12 protein-coding genes are annotated in these 18456 nt (G+C 39.7%); 7 read left to right on the forward strand and 5 right to left on the reverse strand.

All coding sequences use genetic code 11. The features are described from left to right. The first annotated feature begins 116 nt into the window (after positions 1-116). From QT16_RS11005 to QT16_RS11025, 5 genes are all read left to right on the forward strand, one after another. Positions 117-2549, forward strand: coding sequence for a tellurite resistance TerB family protein (locus tag QT16_RS11005; protein WP_039488421.1), 2433 nt, complete (start codon positions 117-119; stop codon positions 2547-2549). 2 nt (positions 2550-2551) lie between these two features. Continuing rightward, positions 2552-3859, forward strand: a complete 1308-nt coding sequence (locus tag QT16_RS11010; protein ID WP_039488422.1) for an ATP-binding protein — start codon at positions 2552-2554, stop codon at positions 3857-3859. After that, complete coding sequence (locus tag QT16_RS11015) at positions 3856-6081, forward strand: DEAD/DEAH box helicase (RefSeq protein ID WP_039488423.1); 2226 nt, start codon at positions 3856-3858, stop codon at positions 6079-6081. Before QT16_RS11010 ends, QT16_RS11015 begins: the two co-directional genes overlap by 4 nt. Positions 6082-6245: 164 nt before the next feature. Continuing rightward, the gene (locus tag QT16_RS11020) at positions 6246-7067 is read left to right on the forward strand and encodes a hypothetical protein (RefSeq protein ID WP_238719438.1); all 822 of its coding nucleotides are present in this window, start codon (positions 6246-6248) and stop codon (positions 7065-7067) included. A gap of 322 nt (positions 7068-7389) precedes the next feature. Beyond that, positions 7390-7821 carry a universal stress protein gene (locus tag QT16_RS11025; RefSeq protein ID WP_008165663.1) on the forward strand — a complete coding sequence of 144 codons (432 nt, stop codon included), beginning with the start codon at positions 7390-7392 and terminating at the stop codon, positions 7819-7821. Positions 7822-8160: 339 nt separating this feature from the next. Here QT16_RS11025 and QT16_RS11030 read toward each other — a convergent pair whose 3' ends face one another. Together QT16_RS11030 and QT16_RS11035 are read right to left on the reverse strand one after the other, a co-directional pair. Next, positions 8161-9744, reverse strand: a complete 1584-nt coding sequence (locus QT16_RS11030; protein ID WP_039488425.1) for a tetratricopeptide repeat-containing sulfotransferase family protein — start codon at positions 9742-9744, stop codon at positions 8161-8163. An 85-nt stretch (positions 9745-9829) separates the two neighbouring features. Continuing rightward, a complete protein-coding gene (locus QT16_RS11035; RefSeq protein WP_039488426.1) occupies positions 9830-12244 on the reverse strand; it encodes a TonB-dependent receptor in 2415 nt (804 codons plus the stop codon). Positions 12245-12723: 479 nt separating this feature from the next. On the opposite strand from QT16_RS11035, the gene QT16_RS11040 reads away from it, so the two are divergent. Then, a complete protein-coding gene (locus QT16_RS11040; protein ID WP_039488427.1) occupies positions 12724-13818 on the forward strand; it encodes an NADH:flavin oxidoreductase/NADH oxidase in 1095 nt (364 codons plus the stop codon). A gap of 75 nt (positions 13819-13893) precedes the next feature. Next, entirely contained in the window at positions 13894-15090 is a 1197-nt protein-coding gene (locus QT16_RS11045; protein WP_039488428.1) for an MFS transporter, read from the forward strand. Between the two features lie 82 nt (positions 15091-15172). Here the strand turns inward: QT16_RS11045 and QT16_RS11050 are convergent, their stop codons facing one another. From QT16_RS11050 to QT16_RS11060, 3 genes are all read right to left on the reverse strand, one after another. Next, entirely contained in the window at positions 15173-16036 is an 864-nt protein-coding gene (locus tag QT16_RS11050) for an EamA family transporter (protein WP_039488429.1), read from the reverse strand. Between the two features lie 232 nt (positions 16037-16268). Then, positions 16269-17012 carry a FadR/GntR family transcriptional regulator gene (locus tag QT16_RS11055; protein WP_002960591.1) on the reverse strand — a complete coding sequence of 248 codons (744 nt, stop codon included), beginning with the start codon at positions 17010-17012 and terminating at the stop codon, positions 16269-16271. Between the two features lie 427 nt (positions 17013-17439). After that, positions 17440-18426 carry a Gfo/Idh/MocA family protein gene (locus tag QT16_RS11060; protein ID WP_039488430.1) on the reverse strand — a complete coding sequence of 329 codons (987 nt, stop codon included), beginning with the start codon at positions 18424-18426 and terminating at the stop codon, positions 17440-17442. Positions 18427-18456: the final 30 nt, after the last annotated feature.

Raw genomic sequence — 18456 nt, forward strand, 5'->3', positions numbered from 1 at the left:
TAATTGCAATTAGCTAGCAGCAGTATTATACATTTCTGATTTTTTTAGTAATATGTTAGTAGTTGATGGAGTTTTAAATACCAAAATGGTACCAACCATTTTTAAAGGGATGTTACATGGAATTCATTTTTATAATTGCAGTTGTTATATTGATAATTTGGTTAATTACCAGTTCACGCTCAAATTCAAATAAAGCAAAGCCTCGAGTATTAGATAATCCAAGCTCGGACATAAAAGGCACTCATGATACGTCAGCCTCTAAGTCTTCTATATCTGCTCTATCCAATGATGCAATCAGCCCAATAAAATCTATTAAAATTGATAAAGCATCAGTAAGTATTGAATTACACGAACAAACTAATGAATTAGCAACCTCAAAGGAGACAACTCCAAAGCCACGCATCACTGCTGTTAATACACCTTCCCCAATTATAGAAAGTGCTGATAGTGCGACATATTCTGAAGATGATCTCGCCACATTTAATATTTTTGAGAGCGCAGCCCCTCAAAATATAAGCATTAAAAGCACAAGAAAAGCCCAATGGCTTGATAAGAATAAAGAAACTATTATACAAAAGCGTAAGCTAATGGGGTTGATATACATAGGTGAGCAAATGGAGTCTATGAGAAGTTATGACCCTGACCCTGCGCTAATAAACTCCATTTTACCTGCATCAACACCTTTAGGGCATCAGCTGGGTTATTACACTGATGATTCGCTTGGTTACTGGCCAAGTTATAGCAGGCTTTCTAGGCAATGTAGAGGTGCCTATCTCGACTGGTTAGCAACCGACAGAAGCGCAGCTAATACCCCAATAGGATTCGTATTTTTGTACTTTTATGGATTTGAAAGATTTGTTGTTGTGAACAACAAAGACAATAAAGTTGCAGATGAACAATTCGAGGATATTTTTAATGAAGTACTTCGTTTACACAAGGTGTTTGCTTCAAATCGCTCTTTTGCTGGTTACTCAGCAAACTTTTTAGAATTTATGTATTTACTAAAACCTGAATTTTTTAAAAGTAAAAAACACATATTACCTAAGACACGTCATTCACTACTTTTTAAATTACGTCTTTCAGAGCAAATCGTTGCCACAGAAAAAGTGGATGATGAGTTGGCACTTGAATGGATCAAAAATACAGACCAATACAATTTAAAAACCGCAGCTAGGCGCTGCGATTTAGAGTTTGATTCACTTTTTAAACTTTACTACAAGCAAAAATTCCCTGAGGGAATGCAAGTTAAGCCCAATAAAACTAAATTAAACGCTGAGTACTTCTCTGCCAGCGGTAGTCTTCCTAGCGTTAAAATTTTACTAGATAGTTTACCAGACCCGAGCATATTAAAAGCCCCTATTAAAAAGCTAATACCTATTGCTGATAAAGTCGCTGAGGAACTAGCTAGTTATAGCCGTTACTTAGGTAAAGCAGGCACTAGTAGAGATGACTTAGCTGCACTGATGTTACTGCCTCGCGCTATTGCTAGTAGTCAACCATCACCATTAATTGAAAAGTTTAAGAGGTGGGCTCAGGCTATTATTTTAGAAAATGGTGGGGTAACAAATGTATCTGAATTTTGGTTGCAAACAGACTTACCAGTACCAAAAGCGATAAATAAAAAGGAAAGTGACCTCATTTATAACTTAGCGAGCCTTGCTGATATAGGTATTGCGCCTGACTTACGTTACCACCATGCAAAACCTAGATTAGATGGCAAACTTGTCTTATTTACTCCAGGGCATGGGGAAGAGTTTGTCCCTAGTCATGTATTTAACCAAGTGGGTGTCGCACTTCGCTTAGGTGCTATGGTGGCAAATATAGATGGGGTTGTAGATGAGTCAGAAAGTTCTGAGCTAGAAAAGCTAATTGCTCATGATGAGAAATTAACGGATACAGAAAAGCGATCTTTAAAGGCTTATCTTACATGGCGATTAGTTACCCCATCGGATAATGCGGGTTTAAAAAATAGACTTAATAATTTAGGTGAAACAGAAATAGAATTTGTGAAGCGGTTTATTCTGTCTATTGCGCTCGCTGATGGCAACGTCGATAACAAAGAAGTAAAACAAATCGAGAAGCTCTACACGAATTTAGGGTTGAATAAAGAGTCTGTCACGAGTGATATTCATCAGCTTACTACAAGTAGTCATCAGCTTGCGCCAAAAAGTCAAAATTCATCAGAGTTTAGCTTAGATGAAACAATCTTAGCCCTTCATGAAAGCCAAACAACAGAAGCTAAAAATATGCTGGAAAAGATCTTTACCTCAGATGAAGATGAAAGCGATTATATTGAAGTCTCAGAGCTGACAAACGAAGTTGAAGGATTAGATCAGGCTCATAGCCAGTTGTTTGAAAAGCTATGTGCTAAAGCGCAATGGGGTCGCGAAGAGGTAGCTCAAATGTGTAGTGAGCTAAAATTAATGGTCGATGGTGCTATAGAAACCATTAATGACTGGTCATTTGATTTAGTGGATGCACCAGTAATTGATGATGACGGTGATATATACATTGATGAAGAAATAGTCGAAGAGATAAGGGAGTTATAACAATGGCAGCAAAAAAAATTAGATCAAAAGAGCGCGATGCAATTATACAGTCTCTTAAATCGGGTGTTACCCCAAAAGTCGGCATACAACATATACAAGTAGGTCGTGGTAATGAGCTTAAAGCGCTCATTAAAGATATCGACAGAGTGACAGAGGGCGGCTCTGCTTTTCGGTTAATTATTGGCGAATACGGCTCAGGTAAAACATTCTTTTTAAGTGTAGTAAGAGCGATAGCATTAGAGCGCAAGTTAGTTACTGTTAATGCAGATCTATCTCCTGACCGTCGTATTCATGCATCATCTGGACAAGCCAGAAACTTGTATTCTGAGTTAATGAGAAACATGTCTACTCGTAATAAGCCTGATGGTAATGCATTGACCAGTGTTGTTGAAAAGTTTATTACCGAGGCACGAAAAGAAGCAGATAATACAAGCAAGGAAATAACCACAGTGATCCACGAAAGGCTCGCGTCTCTCTCTGAGCTTGTAGGTGGTTACGACTTTGCAAAAGTTATAGAAGCATACTGGACTGGCCATGAAACAGATAACGAGCAACTTAAGAACAACGCTGTAAAATGGTTAAGAGCAGAGTATGCAACAAAAACAGATGCTCGCAAAGATCTTGGTATAAGAAGTATTATCTCAGATGCGTCGTTTTATGACTCTCTAAAGCTTATGAGTTTATTTGTAAGGCAAGCTGGCTATGAAGGGTTATTAGTTAACCTCGATGAAATGGTAAATTTATACAAACTCAATAGCACCCAAGCACGATTATCAAATTACGAGCAAATTCTAAGAATACTCAACGACTGCTTACAAGGATCGGCTGAGTACTTAGGGTTTTTACTCGGTGGTACACCCGAGTTTTTACTTGATCCAAGAAAAGGGTTATATAGCTATGAGGCGCTGCAATCTCGTTTAGCTGGCAATACGTTTGCAAAGCAAGCTGGTGTTATTGATTACTCATCTCCAGCATTGCATTTGGCAAGTTTAACTCCAGAAGAATTATTCATATTACTTAAAAACCTTAGGCATGTTTTCGCATCAGGTGATGAATCGCTATATTTAGTTCCTGACGAGTCCCTTAAAGCATTTTTAGTCCATTGCAGTAAAACAATTGGAGACGCTTACTTCAGAACGCCAAGAAATACGATTAAGGCGTTTTTGGATATGCTTGCCGTGATTGATCAAAACCCAAGTATTTCTTGGGACAGCTTAATTAAAAATGTTGATATTGCAGAGGAGAAGCCTTCCGATGTAGAGTTAGAAATTGAATCTGAGGACGATGAGCTAGCTGATTTTAAATTATGATTGATGCACACGAAAGGCTTGATTTTCGCATTCAGCAGTGGATTTTTAAACAAGGCTGGGATCGACTCAGAGAGATACAATGTTTAGCAATTGACCCTATCCTCTCAGGAAAGACTGATGTGCTTATTAGTGCCTCTACTGCCGCAGGAAAAACCGAAGCATTTTTTTTACCTGCAATAAGTAGTATCGCAGATCAAGTAAGCGGTGTAGGCATTTTATATATCAGCCCGCTAAAGGCGTTAATAAACGATCAAGATCGAAGGCTAGAAAGCTTGTCAGACTTGTTAGACATACAAGTTACACCTTGGCATGGTGATAGCCCTCAAGGTCGAAAAAATAAGCTGAAACGAAATCCATCTGGCATCATTTTAATAACACCAGAGTCCCTAGAGTCATTATTAATAAGAGACAGTGGCTGGGTAAAGTCTGCTTTTCAGAATTTAAAGCATATAGTTATAGATGAATTTCACGCATTTATTGGTACTGAACGTGGCCATCACTTATTGAGCTTACTGCACCGCTTAGAGCATCTGCTTGGCCGTGTAAACGCACCAATACCCAGAACCGCTTTAAGTGCCACTTTAGGTGACTTAGAAAGTGTCCCGGCGTCTTTAAGACCCAATAAATCGCTGTCTTGTAAAATAATAAAGCAAACGCAGTCTTCATCAACGTTAAAAATGCAAGTGAAAGGATACATTGAAAGCGCTGTAGTAATAGATGAGGCGGTTACTGCGGAGCAAAGCGTATGTAACGATTTATATGGCCTTTGTCGTGGTGGAAACCACTTAGTGTTTGCAAACAGCAGAAGTCGCACCGAAAGCATTGCGACCACTCTTGCTGAGATGTGTGAGAGTAACACTGTGCCTAACGAGTTTTTTCCACATCACGGCTCGTTAGCCAAAGAAATGCGAGAAACACTTGAAGCTCGGCTTCAGCAAGATCAAATGCCCACTACAGCAGTGTGTACTATGACTTTGGAGTTAGGCATTGATATAGGCAAGGTTAACTCTGTCGTGCAAGTTACTGCGCCGCATTCTATTGCAAGTTTACGTCAGCGCATGGGTCGTTCAGGTAGGCGTGGTGGCGCTAGTATTTTGCGAATGCTGATAACTGAGGCTGACCTTACAGAAAAATCGAGTATTGTAGATAAACTGAGGCTTGAATTGGTTCAATCGCTAGCGATGATACGTTTATTGGTTGCAAGTAAATGGTACGAACCAGCAGACACTTCGCTCTATCACTTTTCAACATTACTTCATCAAGTTTTAGCTCTCATCGCGCAATGGGGGGGTATAAGAGCAGATCAAATCTACGTATTACTTTGTAAAGACGGTCCATTCCAACAAGTTACTGTTACACATTTTAAAGATTTGCTATCTCACATGGGTAAGGTAGATCTTATTACCCAGTTAGGAAGTGGTGAACTGGTTTTAGGTTTTATGGGTGAAAAAATAACAAATCATTATACGTTTTATGCCGTTTTTAAAACCCCTGAAGAATTTAGAATTGTAACGGGTAGTAAAACACTAGGGACATTACCCGTAGATAGCCTTATTTTAGAGGGCCAACATATTGTATTTGCGGGTAAACGTTGGGTGGTTGAGCTAGTCGATACAGACAAAAAAGTGATTTCAGTACAGCATGCAAAAGGAGGGAAACCACCTAAATTTGGTGGTTCAGGGATGGCTGTACATGATGTAGTGAGACAAGAAATGCTTAAAATTCTGAAAGAAGGTGACTACAGAGTTCAAGTTGGTGAACAAAGAATTGAATTTGGTGATGCAGTTGCACAAGCACTTTTCAAAGAAGGTGCTGACTTTTTTAAAACTGCAAAACTTGAAAGTACTCATTTCTTACAGTATGGCAATACAGCCGTTGTTTTGCCCTGGGCCGGCGATAAAGTTGTAAATACACTCGTTGCAGTACTTATACACAAAGGGTTTGGAGCAGGTGCATTTGCAGGAATTATAGAAGTTGAGAATACCTTAATTGATGATGTTATCGGGGCTCTTAAAAGCTTTCGAGATGATCAAACCATATCAGCAATTGATTTAGCTGATGCTATTGCAGAAAAAGCCATAGATAAGTTTGATGAGTATTTACCTCAAGAAATTCTTGTAAAAGGGTATGCAGCTAGAGCATTTGATGTAGAGAAGGCCCGAGCATTAGTCAAAGAATTGCTCATGGCAAGATTTAAACAAGCCAAAGAGGTTAAATTATGACTTCATACATTATATTCATCAAGGATCATCAATGTCCGCAAATGGCACTCAACCGCACTTCGGCTAAGAGCGAACTACTGACATTGAGCTAATCTTCATTGTTAGAAAGCATTATGCTGTAGCATTATAATGACTTTTTATTTTATAGGGATCTGAAATAACAAATGATTAGAACTTTTTTGTTGTGTTGCACTTTTATAATTGCGACGTCTGCTTATGGAAATATGCCATCCTATTTCAACGAAGATATTGATAGCGAGTATAGAGAGCTGCTTAAACATGCAGACAAGATGCTTCCTGAAACAAATAAACAGCTAGCATATCTTCCTTCATTCTTTCCATTTAGCCTGTTGGATGTTCGCCCAACAAATTTCGTCAATAATAATGACAAGCAAGCCTTTGCAAATTTTAATTTTGGGGTATTAGGAAGTAGGTTCCTGAATATTAATAAGAAGCAACTTTCTAATTTGCCAAGTATCTCAATATGCAAGGAGCAAAAATGTAAAAAAGAACGAATTAAGCTGATAAAGCAGTTTTTAGTGGATTCAAAGAGTGAAGTTGAAATGTTGAGACAAAATACAAATATTTATATTGTCCAGCAAACGGCACCACATGTTTTTCGCATAAATAACACGTTTTATAGTCCAACGCAGCTTATTACCTACTACCCATCCAAACAAGCAGGATTCATCCCGTCAGGTGACTATAAGCTATCCAAGCCTGAAGAAGCTTCCAAAATGTTGGCATTATCTGAAGTTACTAAGGCTCTGAGAGAGGTAATGACTAAGTATAATGTTGCTGCAATCACGAGAGTAAACGAAGAGAGTCTCAACATAATCTTTGGAGGTATAAGCGATAACCACTGGGGAATCGTTATTAACCATAAATCAACTATTCCAACTTCTGGTGATTATAGCCATATAGGTTTGGAATTCGATATTGTTCAAAAAGTTTCAGATAGCAGTTTTTACTATCAGACTAACTAATGGCTGTTATTGGCACTTTTGTGAAGTTCAACTGTGAGTAAAAACTGACTGTCAACCCTAATTATTCCAAATATTGATTACCTTATAAAAGAAACAACAACGACAACCAGAGTAATAAACCCCGCAATCACAGCCTAATCAATAAGCATAAATTGATGAGGTATTGTTACTTTTAGTGCCTTATTGTTATTTATTGATCGTAATCAATAGATAACCTTTTAATACTCACTACACTTAACTTGCTGAGATGGAGCCGAGTCTATTCTTATGGAGTTGGTAATATGATTGAAAAATATGATTTTAGATTGTGAAGGAGAATAATATGCGAACAGGTAATATTTTATGGCCTACGGATTTTTCTGATACTGCATCACATGCTTTGCAATATGCCATTGAAATGGCGAATTTATATCAAGTAGGCATTCGTATTTTACACATTGTTGATCAGCCTTCAGATAATGAAAATTATATGATCCTTGCGATAACTCCCCAAGAGTTAGCTAAAAATATGGAAGACGCTGCGGCGAGTAAAATGCATGAGTTATTAGGTCAGTTAAATACTGATTTAAAGATTGAAACGGTTATTCGACATGGTGATGCCATTAATGAGATTTTAGATGAGACTAATAGCGGTGATATAGGCATGGTGGTAATTGCCAGTCATGGGAGAACCGGACTTTCTCATTTTTTGAATGTTAACGTTGCAGAAACGATCGCCAATAAAGCTGATTGCCCAGTGTTAATAGTCAAATAAAATTGGCGCGTATCTCTTGTCCCGCTGCGTTTTAGACGGGACAAAGTGGCCAGCAGGTTGGGTAAAAATGTGAGTTGTGTAAACATCAATACACGGTTTAATTGCCCGAAAGTGAACGTTTCATACTGGGGCAGTACCTGCATGTATAACCTGGTCTTTTCCTCATGAATTGACTGAATAATTAAGGTCCGCTTATGGCCACCCTCCAACCACTCCACAACATAAAATGTTGATAATAATTGGCAAGGTATTTTACTGTGTCGGATGGCGCTTCGCTTATCCGACCTACATTGGCACAAAGCCGCCTATTTGGATTTTCCCACCGGTAAAATAAAGCGTTTACTCAATACTAATACCTTGTTTTAAAAGGTACTCCACTACTTTATCAGTATGTGGCTTAAATGCTTTCCAACGGCCGATTGCTTTATTGTTAAGTGGTTGGCGTACTTGTACTTTACTGGCAGTAGAGACCGGTGCGGTGTTTAAGTGAAAATCTATACATTGCTCCTGCCACTCTAGGTTACAAAAGCTGACTAACTCTTTAATTTGTTGCTCGGGCTGTGCGACTAATTCTTCGTATTTTACTAATTTTATATTGCTGTGCAGGGTACTAAAGTGCTGCATTAGTTTGTAAAAACGGCTGTAAAATTTTGCAGTGTCGAGTAAATCGAGCGAGTACGCGTAGTAGGGGTTATTAATGGTAAATAATTGGCGATAGTTGCCAATACAGGTGTCCATTGGATCGCGCAGCATACAAATTATTTTGGCGTTTGGCAGTGCTTTGGTTATTAAATCGATATAAAAAAAGTTAAACGGGAGCTTATCAATAAAGTGTTTATGGCTGCCTGTTATTACGCGTGTTGCGTTTAAATAGGTTGACCCAAGCTGATTAAAATCAAGCTCGTAGGCTTTACTGAGCGTTTGAGTGTCGAGCACGTGAGGTGTTTGTGTTTGGCTTAGCTTTTTAACGCTTAGGCCAAAGTCTTGTAATTCACCGGCTGATTGCACGTCGCTGTGGCTCGATAAAATACGCTCAACTAATGTGGTGCCAGAGCGGGGCATGCCTAATACAAAAATAGGTTCGGCCGTTGGGTTACCTTGCGTTAGCGCTTGTGTGTGCTGCTCACTTAAGAGTTTAATATGTTCAAATAATTCAGTTGAGCTTTTATGATCAAACGGTTGTACAGCACGTTTTGCTAATTTACCTTGCTCTAACGCGTTAAAAGCCTCTGAAAATTCACCAAGATCTTGATACTCTTTTGCTAAAGCATGGCCAATATGCAGTTTTGCATCGGGGTGTGTTACTTGCTCAAACACGTTTTTTAAGCGTTCAATATGATTGTTTTGTGTACTTACTTTAGTTAAATCACTTAATGCAAAATGACTTTGGTGGTGCAGCGGGTTAAGCGCTATGGCATTTTCAAAAGCGTGTTGGGCTTTTGAAAATAGCCCTAAAAACTTAGCGCTTACACCGTAGTTATAATAAAACTGAGGTTGAGCTTTGTTAGCTGCTGTAGACAGTGTAATAGCGCGCTCAAAGTAGTTAAGTGCTTGCTCGTGAATACCTGCTTGAGTAAGTGCAACGCCAAGTGTGTCGGCATCAAGGGCTTTAGTTATTTGCTTTAATGGCACCGATAGTGCGGTGTTTTTTGTTTTTTGTAATTCGCCAGTAAGTGCGTAACATTTAGCAAGTTGCGCGGTGTATTCAATACTTTGGCCAAGGGTGAGGGCTTTTTCGATGAGCTTTATTGCTTTGTGTATTTTCCCAACAGTTAAATTAACCATTGCCAGCAAAAAATACCCATCAGCAAAGTCTGGTTTGAGTGTAACTAACTCCACTAGGGCTTTGTGTGCTTGCTCTATTTTACCTTGGTTTAGGGAGTGTATTGCGCTTTGATGAAGTTGCTTTAAATTTGGCTGCATGGTTTTTGGTAATTATTTTGTGAAAGAGAATAAAAAGGCTCAAATAAATTTGAGCCTTAAAACATTGTTTAAAAATTACTATAAATTATATTTCAAATTTGTAGTTAAATTTAACACCTACCGTAAGCGGGCGATTAATGTAATGGCCGTAGTTACGTTGTATGTCGGCACCATTTGCTGATGTTATATCGGCATCTGAACGACGAACTGAGGTAACTGCGTATTTGTTGAATAGGTTATCAACATATAGGGTAGTTGACCATGCATCAGCTGTTAATTTAGCAGATATATTACTTAAGCTGTAACCTGGTAGTGTTTCGCCATTGTCATGCAAGCCAACTCTTGTAATTACATCGCTTTGCGCGGTTAGACCGTAGTTAATATCAAGCGTTTTGTCGTTAAATACATCTGTTTGATAGTTTACACCCATTGAGAACTGATGCTCTGGAGAGCCTGGTAAACGGTCGCCGTCTTCTGCGCCATCGGTACCATCAGCATTAAACAAAAATGGTGCATCTGATGTTAGCTCTGCTTTTGTATAAGCATAGGTTGCATAAACTGAAAATGAGTCAGATAAAATGGCACGGGTAGATATTTCAATCCCTTTTGCGTTAGCGCTACCTGCGTTAGATAAGTACGGTAGTTGGCCTACATCAGTAGCGCCCGCAATTTGTGCATCATCCCAATCTACGTTAAATAGAGCGGCGTTAAAGTGAAGTTGGCTTCTAAACCAGGTGCTTTTAAAGCCTAACTCGTAGTTTGTTGTTGTATCGGCATCGTAAAGCATTTCTTCTGGACTACCACAACCTGCTTGGTTAGCTGGTAATGGATCAGGACACGGTGCTAAACCATTTGAACCGCCGATTCTAAATCCTTCACTTACCGTTACATAGCCCATGACTGAATTTGTGAATTGGTATTTAGCATTAAACTTAAAGAGGCTGCCGTTATCGTCAGCTTCATTTTTTTCAAAGTTTAATGAAATAGCATCAGGTGCTGCGTCATCAAATAAGGTATTAAATAATGGAAAATCTACAGCTGACTCAGATTCAACGTCGTATTGGTATAAACGCATACCTAAAGTTACGTCTAGTTTTTCTGTTACTTGGTAGCCTATTTCGCCAAACAAAGCTGATTCTGTTATTTCGGTACGATCTACCGAGAAGTACTCAAGTTGATCTGGGCGAGACTGCGAAGCGCCAAAGTTTTCTACTGCAAAGTCACCAAAGCCAGGCGTAAACTCTTTACTAGAAGCATCCGTTTCTATTTTGTTGTAAAACGCACCAACAATCCAGTTTAAGTCGCTATCGCCTTGCGATACTAAACGCAGCTCTTGGGTGAAGGTGTCTTCTTCTTCAATCTCACGCGTGAAAGATGAAAACGCTGGGAATTCTTCATAGCCATAATCAAGGCGAATAAGTAAATCGGTTTGATCGCGTTGGCCGTCGGCATCAAAGCTCGAAATACCAGTAGCCGATACTAGTTCTGCAAAACCTAAATCGGCTTTTAGCTCAAGGCTTAGTAATTGATCTTTTTTCTCGCGCGGCTCTTCAAAGCGATAAGCCGATTCGTATTTACCTATTACGTCGCTTAAACCGTTGTTTGAATTAAGGCTGTTGTAATGAACAATCGAGCGGCCTTCGCTGTCTTGGTTTTGGTAAAAGTAGTTAAGCGTACCTTCAAACGATTCATTTGGTTTAAAGCGAACAGAAATACGACCTGTAGTGGTGGTTTCGCCGTTGGAGTCTTTTACATTTTTAAGGTTGTTACTAACTGCTGAGCTATCGCTCCAATCTGGATCTGGCAACGATACGCCAGGCTCACGTACTACGTAGCCGTAATCGATAAAACCCGGATCTTCATATACGTTTAAGCTGGCGCGTACTGCTAATTTATCTTCGATAATAGGAAGGTTAAATATAAAACCGCCTTCGCCACCTAAAGAGTCACTTTCTTTTGTTTGAAACAGGTCGCCGTAAACTTCAAGCGATGTAAAATCAAGCTCAGGCTGTTTAAGCATGTAACGAATTGCACCGCCTAATGTGCCTGCACCATAAAGGGTGCCTTGTGGCCCAATTAATACTTCAACACGCTCAATATCTACTAGGCGCATATCTACCGAAACTGGAATTTCGTTAATGTAAGTAGATACTGTGCCGCCATCTGATGATGGACCAGACGAGTTTGTATTTAAACCACGAACAATAATAGGCGAGCCTGAGCGGCCACCTTGATCGGTAATTGTTAAACCAGGTACCCAGCGCGCTACATCCGCAAGCTCACTGATATTTTGATCTTTCATTATATCAGCATCAAGGGCTGTAATATTTAGCGGTGCATTTTGCACAGAGCCGCTGCGCCTTGTTGCTGTAACTTCGATTACTTCGAGTGATTTGTTTTTAGCTGCAACTTCTTCTTGAGCAAGTGCGGCATTAGGCAATAAAAATACGCTAGAAACAGCGCTCGAAATAGCCAAGGTTAACAAGCTTGGTTTAAACATAAAAAGTGATCCCCAGTTCAAATGTTTTACATTAGTAAATTAAGTTAAGCAGTTTATCAGGGAGTGAAGTCGCTTGGAATATTTAAATTGAATTTTAATTCACTTTTATAGAATAAATATGGTTGATATGTAGGGTTTTTATTTGGTTAATCGGTAATACAGGCAATGGCTTAGTGTAATTAGGTACAGTTAGATTAAAAATTAAACCCTTGTTTAAAGGTAAATAGTCATTCATATTTTTAAAGATGGTGTTATGACGTGCTCGTTAAACAAATTATTACATTAAAATTAATATTTCATAATGTCATTACTTATACTTTTATTAGCACTATTAAAGTGTATTTTGATCCCCATTAAGAATGTTAAGTCGCCATTATTAGTGACAGTTTAAGTTATTGAGTGAGCGTGTTTGATTGTCGCTTCGTATTCTCTTTTTTATTTTGTCCGCACTTTTTTGTGCGTGTTTTTAAGGATTAACAATGAGCCAACTATTTTCGCCTTTATCACTTGGGCAAGTAACGTTAGATAACCGTATTATTATTGCACCCATGTGCCAGTATTCAGCCAATAATGGCGCTGCTAGCGATTGGCATACTATTCATTTAGGCCAATTGAGTTTAAGTGGTGCAGGGTTACTTATTTTAGAAGCAACAGCAGTAAACCCAGAAGGGCGTATTAGTTACGGCGATTTAGGGCTTTGGAATAACGAAACCCAACAAGCACTAGGCAAAAGCCTAAAAGCAGTAAGGCAATACAGCCCTATGCCTATTGGTATTCAGTTAGCGCATGCTGGGCGCAAAGCATCAACTGAAAAACCATGGGACGGTGGCGATGCCATTGCACCTGATGATGTAAATGGCTGGCAAACGCTCGCACCTTCGGCAATTGCGTACGACGCTAACAGCCCAGTGCCAAAAGCAATGAGCCAATCTGACATAGATTCACTAATTAAAGATTTTGTAAGTGCAGCTAAACGCGCTGATGAACTCGGCCTTGATTTAATCGAGCTTCATGGTGCGCACGGTTACCTGTTACATCAATTTTTGTCGCCACTTTCAAACAAGCGCGATGACAACTACGGTGGCAGCCTAGAAAACAGAATGCGCTTATTACTTGATGTGTTTAAAGCGGTAAGAGCGGTATTCCCCAGTAATAAAGCAGTGGGTGTGCGTATTTCGGCAACCGATTGGGTTGAAGGTGGCTGGGATTTAGAGCAATCGATAGTGCTTAGTAAAGCGCTTGATGAACTAGGTTGTGATTTTATTCATGTAAGTACGGCGGGTTTAAGCCCTGAGCAACAAATACCAGTAAAACCTAATTTTCAGGTACCGTTTGCAACAGCCATCAAAGAAGCGGTTAAAATGCCTGTTATAGCGGTGGGTTTAATTACACAGTCGCAACAAGCCGAAGATATTATTAGTGAGCAGCAAGCCGATGGCGTAGCACTAGCGCGTGGTATTTTATATAACCCGCACTGGCCGTGGCATGCAGCTGCAGAGCTTGGCGCTACAGTAACTGCACCTAAACAGTATTTACGCTCAAGCCCACATGGGCAGCCATCACCAATAAAATAAAGTTTAGTTTTTTTGTAGAAACCCAACCCGCGTTTGCGGGTTGGGTTTTATTATTTTTATAAAGTAGAGACACACATGACCCAAACAGGCGTTTCAGCGCAACCTCTTAGCAATACACTCGTTACTATTATTGCTTTGTGTTGCGGTCTTATTGTTGCCAATATTTATTACGCTCAACCTATTATTGAGTTACTTGCCCCAGAAGTTGGATTAAGTTCACGCAGTGCTAGCCTTATCGTATCGCTTACACAAATAGGCTACGCTTCGGGGTTGTTTTTTTTAGTACCATTAGCTGATTTAGTTGAAAATAAAAAGCTTATGTTGGTCACTCTTGGTGTGTCGTTTTTGAGTTTAGTGGGTACGGCACTTGCTGATTCACCTAATGTAATGCTTATTTTATGTTTAATGATAGGTATAAGTTCGGTTTCTGTTCAGGTGCTTATTCCACTTGCTGCGCATTTATCGTCTGACGAAAAACGCGGACAAGTTCTTGGTAATATTATGGCGGGTTTGTTGTTAGGTATTTTGCTAGCAAGACCTATATCGAGCTTAATAGCCGATCACTTTGGTTGGCGTGCTGTATTTTACTTTGCAGCAGGGTGTATGGTGTTTATTGCAGGCGTAATTTATTTTGCTATTCCAAGTAGGCAACCAACCCATAAAACAACGTATTTTAAGTTATTAAAATCGCTTAAACAATTAATGATAAGCCAGCCAGTGCTGCGCCAACGTTCACTTTTTCAAGCGTTAATGTTTGCATCGTTCAGCTTATTTTGGACAAGCGTACCGGTTGTGCTTGCCCGTGAGTATGGTTTATCCCAATCGGAAATAGCATTGTTTGCACTAGTGGGCGCCGCAGGTGCTGTAGCAGCTCCCATTGTTGGGCGTTTGGCTGATAAGGGCTATACACATCAGGTATCGTTACTGGCCAAACTTATTGCAGCATTGTGCTTTTTACCTAGCTTATTTGAGTTACCTTACGGCATTATAGTATTGGCATTAACCGGTGTGTTTATTGATTTTGCTGTGCAGGCCAATATGGTATTGGGTCAACGTGCAGTGTATGCACTAGAGCCACAAAGCCGTGCGCGTTTAAACGCTATTTACATGACTAGTATATTTGTAGGTGGCGCAGTAGGCTCGCTTATTGCCAGCCCACTATATGAAGCGGGTGGGTGGACAGCTATTGCACTGGTGGCTGCCGGCATGCCGCTTATTTCGTTGATTGGCTATTTGCTTACAACTAAAAAGCAAAGTAAGGCTGTGAGTTAAAAAATTACCGGATACAACACAATAAAGTCACCATGTTACGTGGTGACTTTATTTAGCTTGTTTAGGTTAGTTTGGTAGTTAACTAAGTAGCCTGTTTTTTTGCGTTTGAAAAAGAGCTACCAACAGATGCAATAATTACAAGTAAAATAGCGAGCCACTGCCATAAAGTAAGTAACTCACCCAGTATAATAAACCCTGCGAGCGAAGCTATTGCAGGCTCTAAACTCATCATTACGCTAAACCCTTGTGAAGGCATGTTACGCAGTGCAACCATTTCAAGTGTGTAAGGCAGTGCGCTTGATAAAATAGCAATACCAATACCCAGTGGGATAATTTCCCATGTAAACGCGGGGCTTTGCATAATGCCGCCGTAAGGCACTAGCACTATAGCAGCAACAGTCATGCCCAATGCGACAGTGGCTCCACCAGAGCTTTGTGTGCCCGTTTTTTTACCAAATAATATATAACCTGCCCAACACGCGCCAGCACCAAGCGCAAGCGCTACACCCAATGGATCAAGGCTGTCTTGGCCGCTCATATCTGGAAGCAAAAGCAAAATACCGGTAATAGCACAGGCAACCCAAAATAAGTCACGTTTGCGGCGTGATGAAAATAAGGCAACAGCAAGCGGGCCTGTAAATTCAAGTGCTACACCAATGCCTAGTGGAATGCGTTCAATAGCGTAATAAAACAAAATGTTCATGCCGCCTAAGCTTAAACCATACACAATTATAGGAATACGATTACCCGTAGTAGGTAAGTGTTTCCAAGGTTTAAACACTAAGCAAAGTATAAAGGCAGAAAAACCAAGCCTAAGGGCTGTCGTGCCTTCAGGGCCAACAATAGGAAAAAGCTGTTTTGCAAACGACGCGCCGGTTTGAATGGTCATCATGGCAAGCAATACACACACGATAGCCAGTAAATAACTTTTTGAAGATGCTTGCATTTTAATCCTTGAGTTGAGTAACTCTATCAATTAGTTATGTAATGCAGGGAGTATAAAAGCTAAACCCGCCCGATATTAATGGCGGCATAGTATCTTTTTTTAAATTTATAGGTAAGTGTTTGCGACCAAAAATAACGCAATTAAAAGTATATTAAATAGGGCAGGTAAATAAAGTAAGAGGTAAAGTTAGCAAACAGGCGTTTGCTAACTTTAATAAGTTGGTTAAAAGGCCTTAGTGGGCACTTTTATTAACTAAGCCATCAAGCGAGTAGAGGCCTCGTTTTTCATCATTTTTGCGTTTAATTTCTTCAAGTGCACGCGATTCTACGGCATCAAATAAAGCATTAATTAAGCGGTTAAAATGTTTGTGCATTGCACTGCGCGCTGCATTTGCATCATGCGACTTTAGAGCTGTATAAATAGCGGTGTGTTCGTCCATAACGCATTCGTTATTGTTTTTACACACACTGCCATAGTCAGCAACAATTTGTGGATTTGTTAAACGTAAATCCCACAAGTTAGACACTGCAAATTCAAGTGCTTTATTACGCGTTGCTCTAGCTATAATCTCATGAAACTCACGGTCGGCTTGCTCAACATACAGGCCTTTTTCCATGGCAATTAATGTTTTATTTAGTTGCTCTAGTTCTTCTTCTGTAATACTTTGCGCAGCTAAAGCGGCAATTTCGCCTTCAATTAATGCGCGAGCTTGAGTAAGTTCAAATGCACTGATTTCTTTTGATTTTATAGATGCATTTTTTTGTTCTACTACGTAAACACCAGAGCCGGTTTTAACTTCAACTCGGCCACGTACTTCTAATGCGATAATAGCTTCTCTAATGGTAGGGCGACTTACATCAAACATTTCTGCAAGTTCACGTTCAGGTGGTAAACGACTCCCAGCAGAAAATTCGCCTTGATTTATTAAAGACTCAATTTTATCAACTATGCGCCAAAATAAGCGACGATTACCCATACTTTACCTTCATTACCTTAAGGAATAATGGCCTCTGGGGCCTATAAGTCAAAACCAACTGTTAATATCAGAGGTTACCTTAAAATTCACTATTATGTCAAAATTCTAACGCGATGTTAGGGTTAAAAACCACTATACACCAATGGTTGCATTCTTGTATTACCAATTTAGTTTAAAATAATGCAATTGGCCAGCTTGATTGGTAATGTTTTTATGTGTTAGGTTAGATTTAAGGTTATTGAGTAATAAATATTGGTAATAAACCGAGTTGGGTTGTCAGTGTTAAGTTTGTTGTAGAAGTATTTGATTGCCCATGGATGGGGATCGCTATTTTAAAGTGTTTTGTAAAGTGTGTCGTTGTACGAGAGCTATTTAAGCTTTCTTCTGGGCGTTAACTGTCGTTGGTTAACGCCCATATTTTATTTAATTAGTCGTTAGGGTACACAACCCCAAGCTGTTTGCGCGCTTCATCAAGAACGCTCATTACGTTACTGGCTAAAATGTGCGTATTAACTGGTGACTCAAGGATATTTTGCTTCACTAATGCCATAAAATGTTCAACTTCGTATTTCATAAAGTGCTCATCAAACGGCTGGGATATAACCTCTACCTCACCATTATTAGCAATAAACTCCACCTTTTTAAGTTGCGATACCGCTTCTATACGTATGCGCCCAAGCTCGCCTTGTATTTCGGTTATGTTGTCGCCTTGCGATATTTTGGAGTAACTAATAACGGCTTGTTTATCAGCGTAGTTTAGTAATACATCGCCCGCACCATCTACACCAGTATCAAGCAATACGCCACTGGCACTCACGCTTTTTGGTGCCCCCCAAAGTGCAATTAATAAATACAGTGGGTAAATCCCTAAATCAACTAAAGCGCCGTTAGCAAACTCGGGAAAAAATGTGTTTGGGCGTTCGCCATTTTTATACTTATCGTAACGCGATGAGTATTGACTGTACTGGCCAATATATTTACGTGGTGTGCCAATTTTTACCATTGCCTGTTGCAGCCGTTCAAAGTTAGGCAAGTGAGTGGTCATCATGGCTTCCATGTAAAGGCGCTGATGCTTTTTTGCTGTAGCTATAATGCTTGCAAGCTCTTTAGAATTGGCAGCTGATGGTTTTTCGCCAAGGACATGTTTACCCGCTTCTAGACACATAATGGCATATTGTTTGTGTAAGCTGTTAGGGGCGGCTATGTAGACAGCATCGACATGTTTATCTTGGCAAACTTGTTCGATTGAGGTGAAAATTTTTGCTTGTGCATTTTGTGGGTGTTTGGCTAAAAACGCTTCGCCGCTAGATACTGCGCGCGAGCACACCCCATATAAATTAAAATCGTTTAACGTATTTGCAGCGGCTAACAATGTGTCGCTAATAAAATTGGTGCCAACAATAACAAAGTTCATGCTCACTCCTTAGCTTAAATAAAAATAATA

This window comes from Pseudoalteromonas distincta (assembly GCF_000814675.1).
GTDB lineage: Bacteria > Pseudomonadota > Gammaproteobacteria > Enterobacterales > Alteromonadaceae > Pseudoalteromonas > Pseudoalteromonas distincta.

What these genes read in the sequence shown, in the direction of transcription:
- QT16_RS11005 (WP_039488421.1), top strand. Translation starts at nt 117, where the DNA reads ATGGAATTCATTTTTATAATTGCAGTTGTTATATTGATAATTTGGTTA.
- QT16_RS11010 (WP_039488422.1), top strand. Translation starts at nt 2,552, where the DNA reads ATGGCAGCAAAAAAAATTAGATCAAAAGAGCGCGATGCAATTATACAG.
- QT16_RS11015 (WP_039488423.1), top strand. Translation starts at nt 3,856, where the DNA reads ATGATTGATGCACACGAAAGGCTTGATTTTCGCATTCAGCAGTGGATT.
- QT16_RS11020 (WP_238719438.1), top strand. Translation starts at nt 6,246, where the DNA reads ATGATTAGAACTTTTTTGTTGTGTTGCACTTTTATAATTGCGACGTCT.
- QT16_RS11025 (WP_008165663.1), top strand. Translation starts at nt 7,390, where the DNA reads ATGCGAACAGGTAATATTTTATGGCCTACGGATTTTTCTGATACTGCA.
- QT16_RS11030 (WP_039488425.1), bottom strand. Translation starts at nt 9,744, where the DNA reads ATGCAGCCAAATTTAAAGCAACTTCATCAAAGCGCAATACACTCCCTA.
- QT16_RS11035 (WP_039488426.1), bottom strand. Translation starts at nt 12,244, where the DNA reads ATGTTTAAACCAAGCTTGTTAACCTTGGCTATTTCGAGCGCTGTTTCT.
- QT16_RS11040 (WP_039488427.1), top strand. Translation starts at nt 12,724, where the DNA reads ATGAGCCAACTATTTTCGCCTTTATCACTTGGGCAAGTAACGTTAGAT.
- QT16_RS11045 (WP_039488428.1), top strand. Translation starts at nt 13,894, where the DNA reads ATGACCCAAACAGGCGTTTCAGCGCAACCTCTTAGCAATACACTCGTT.
- QT16_RS11050 (WP_039488429.1), bottom strand. Translation starts at nt 16,036, where the DNA reads ATGCAAGCATCTTCAAAAAGTTATTTACTGGCTATCGTGTGTGTATTG.
- QT16_RS11055 (WP_002960591.1), bottom strand. Translation starts at nt 17,012, where the DNA reads ATGGGTAATCGTCGCTTATTTTGGCGCATAGTTGATAAAATTGAGTCT.
- QT16_RS11060 (WP_039488430.1), bottom strand. Translation starts at nt 18,426, where the DNA reads ATGAACTTTGTTATTGTTGGCACCAATTTTATTAGCGACACATTGTTA.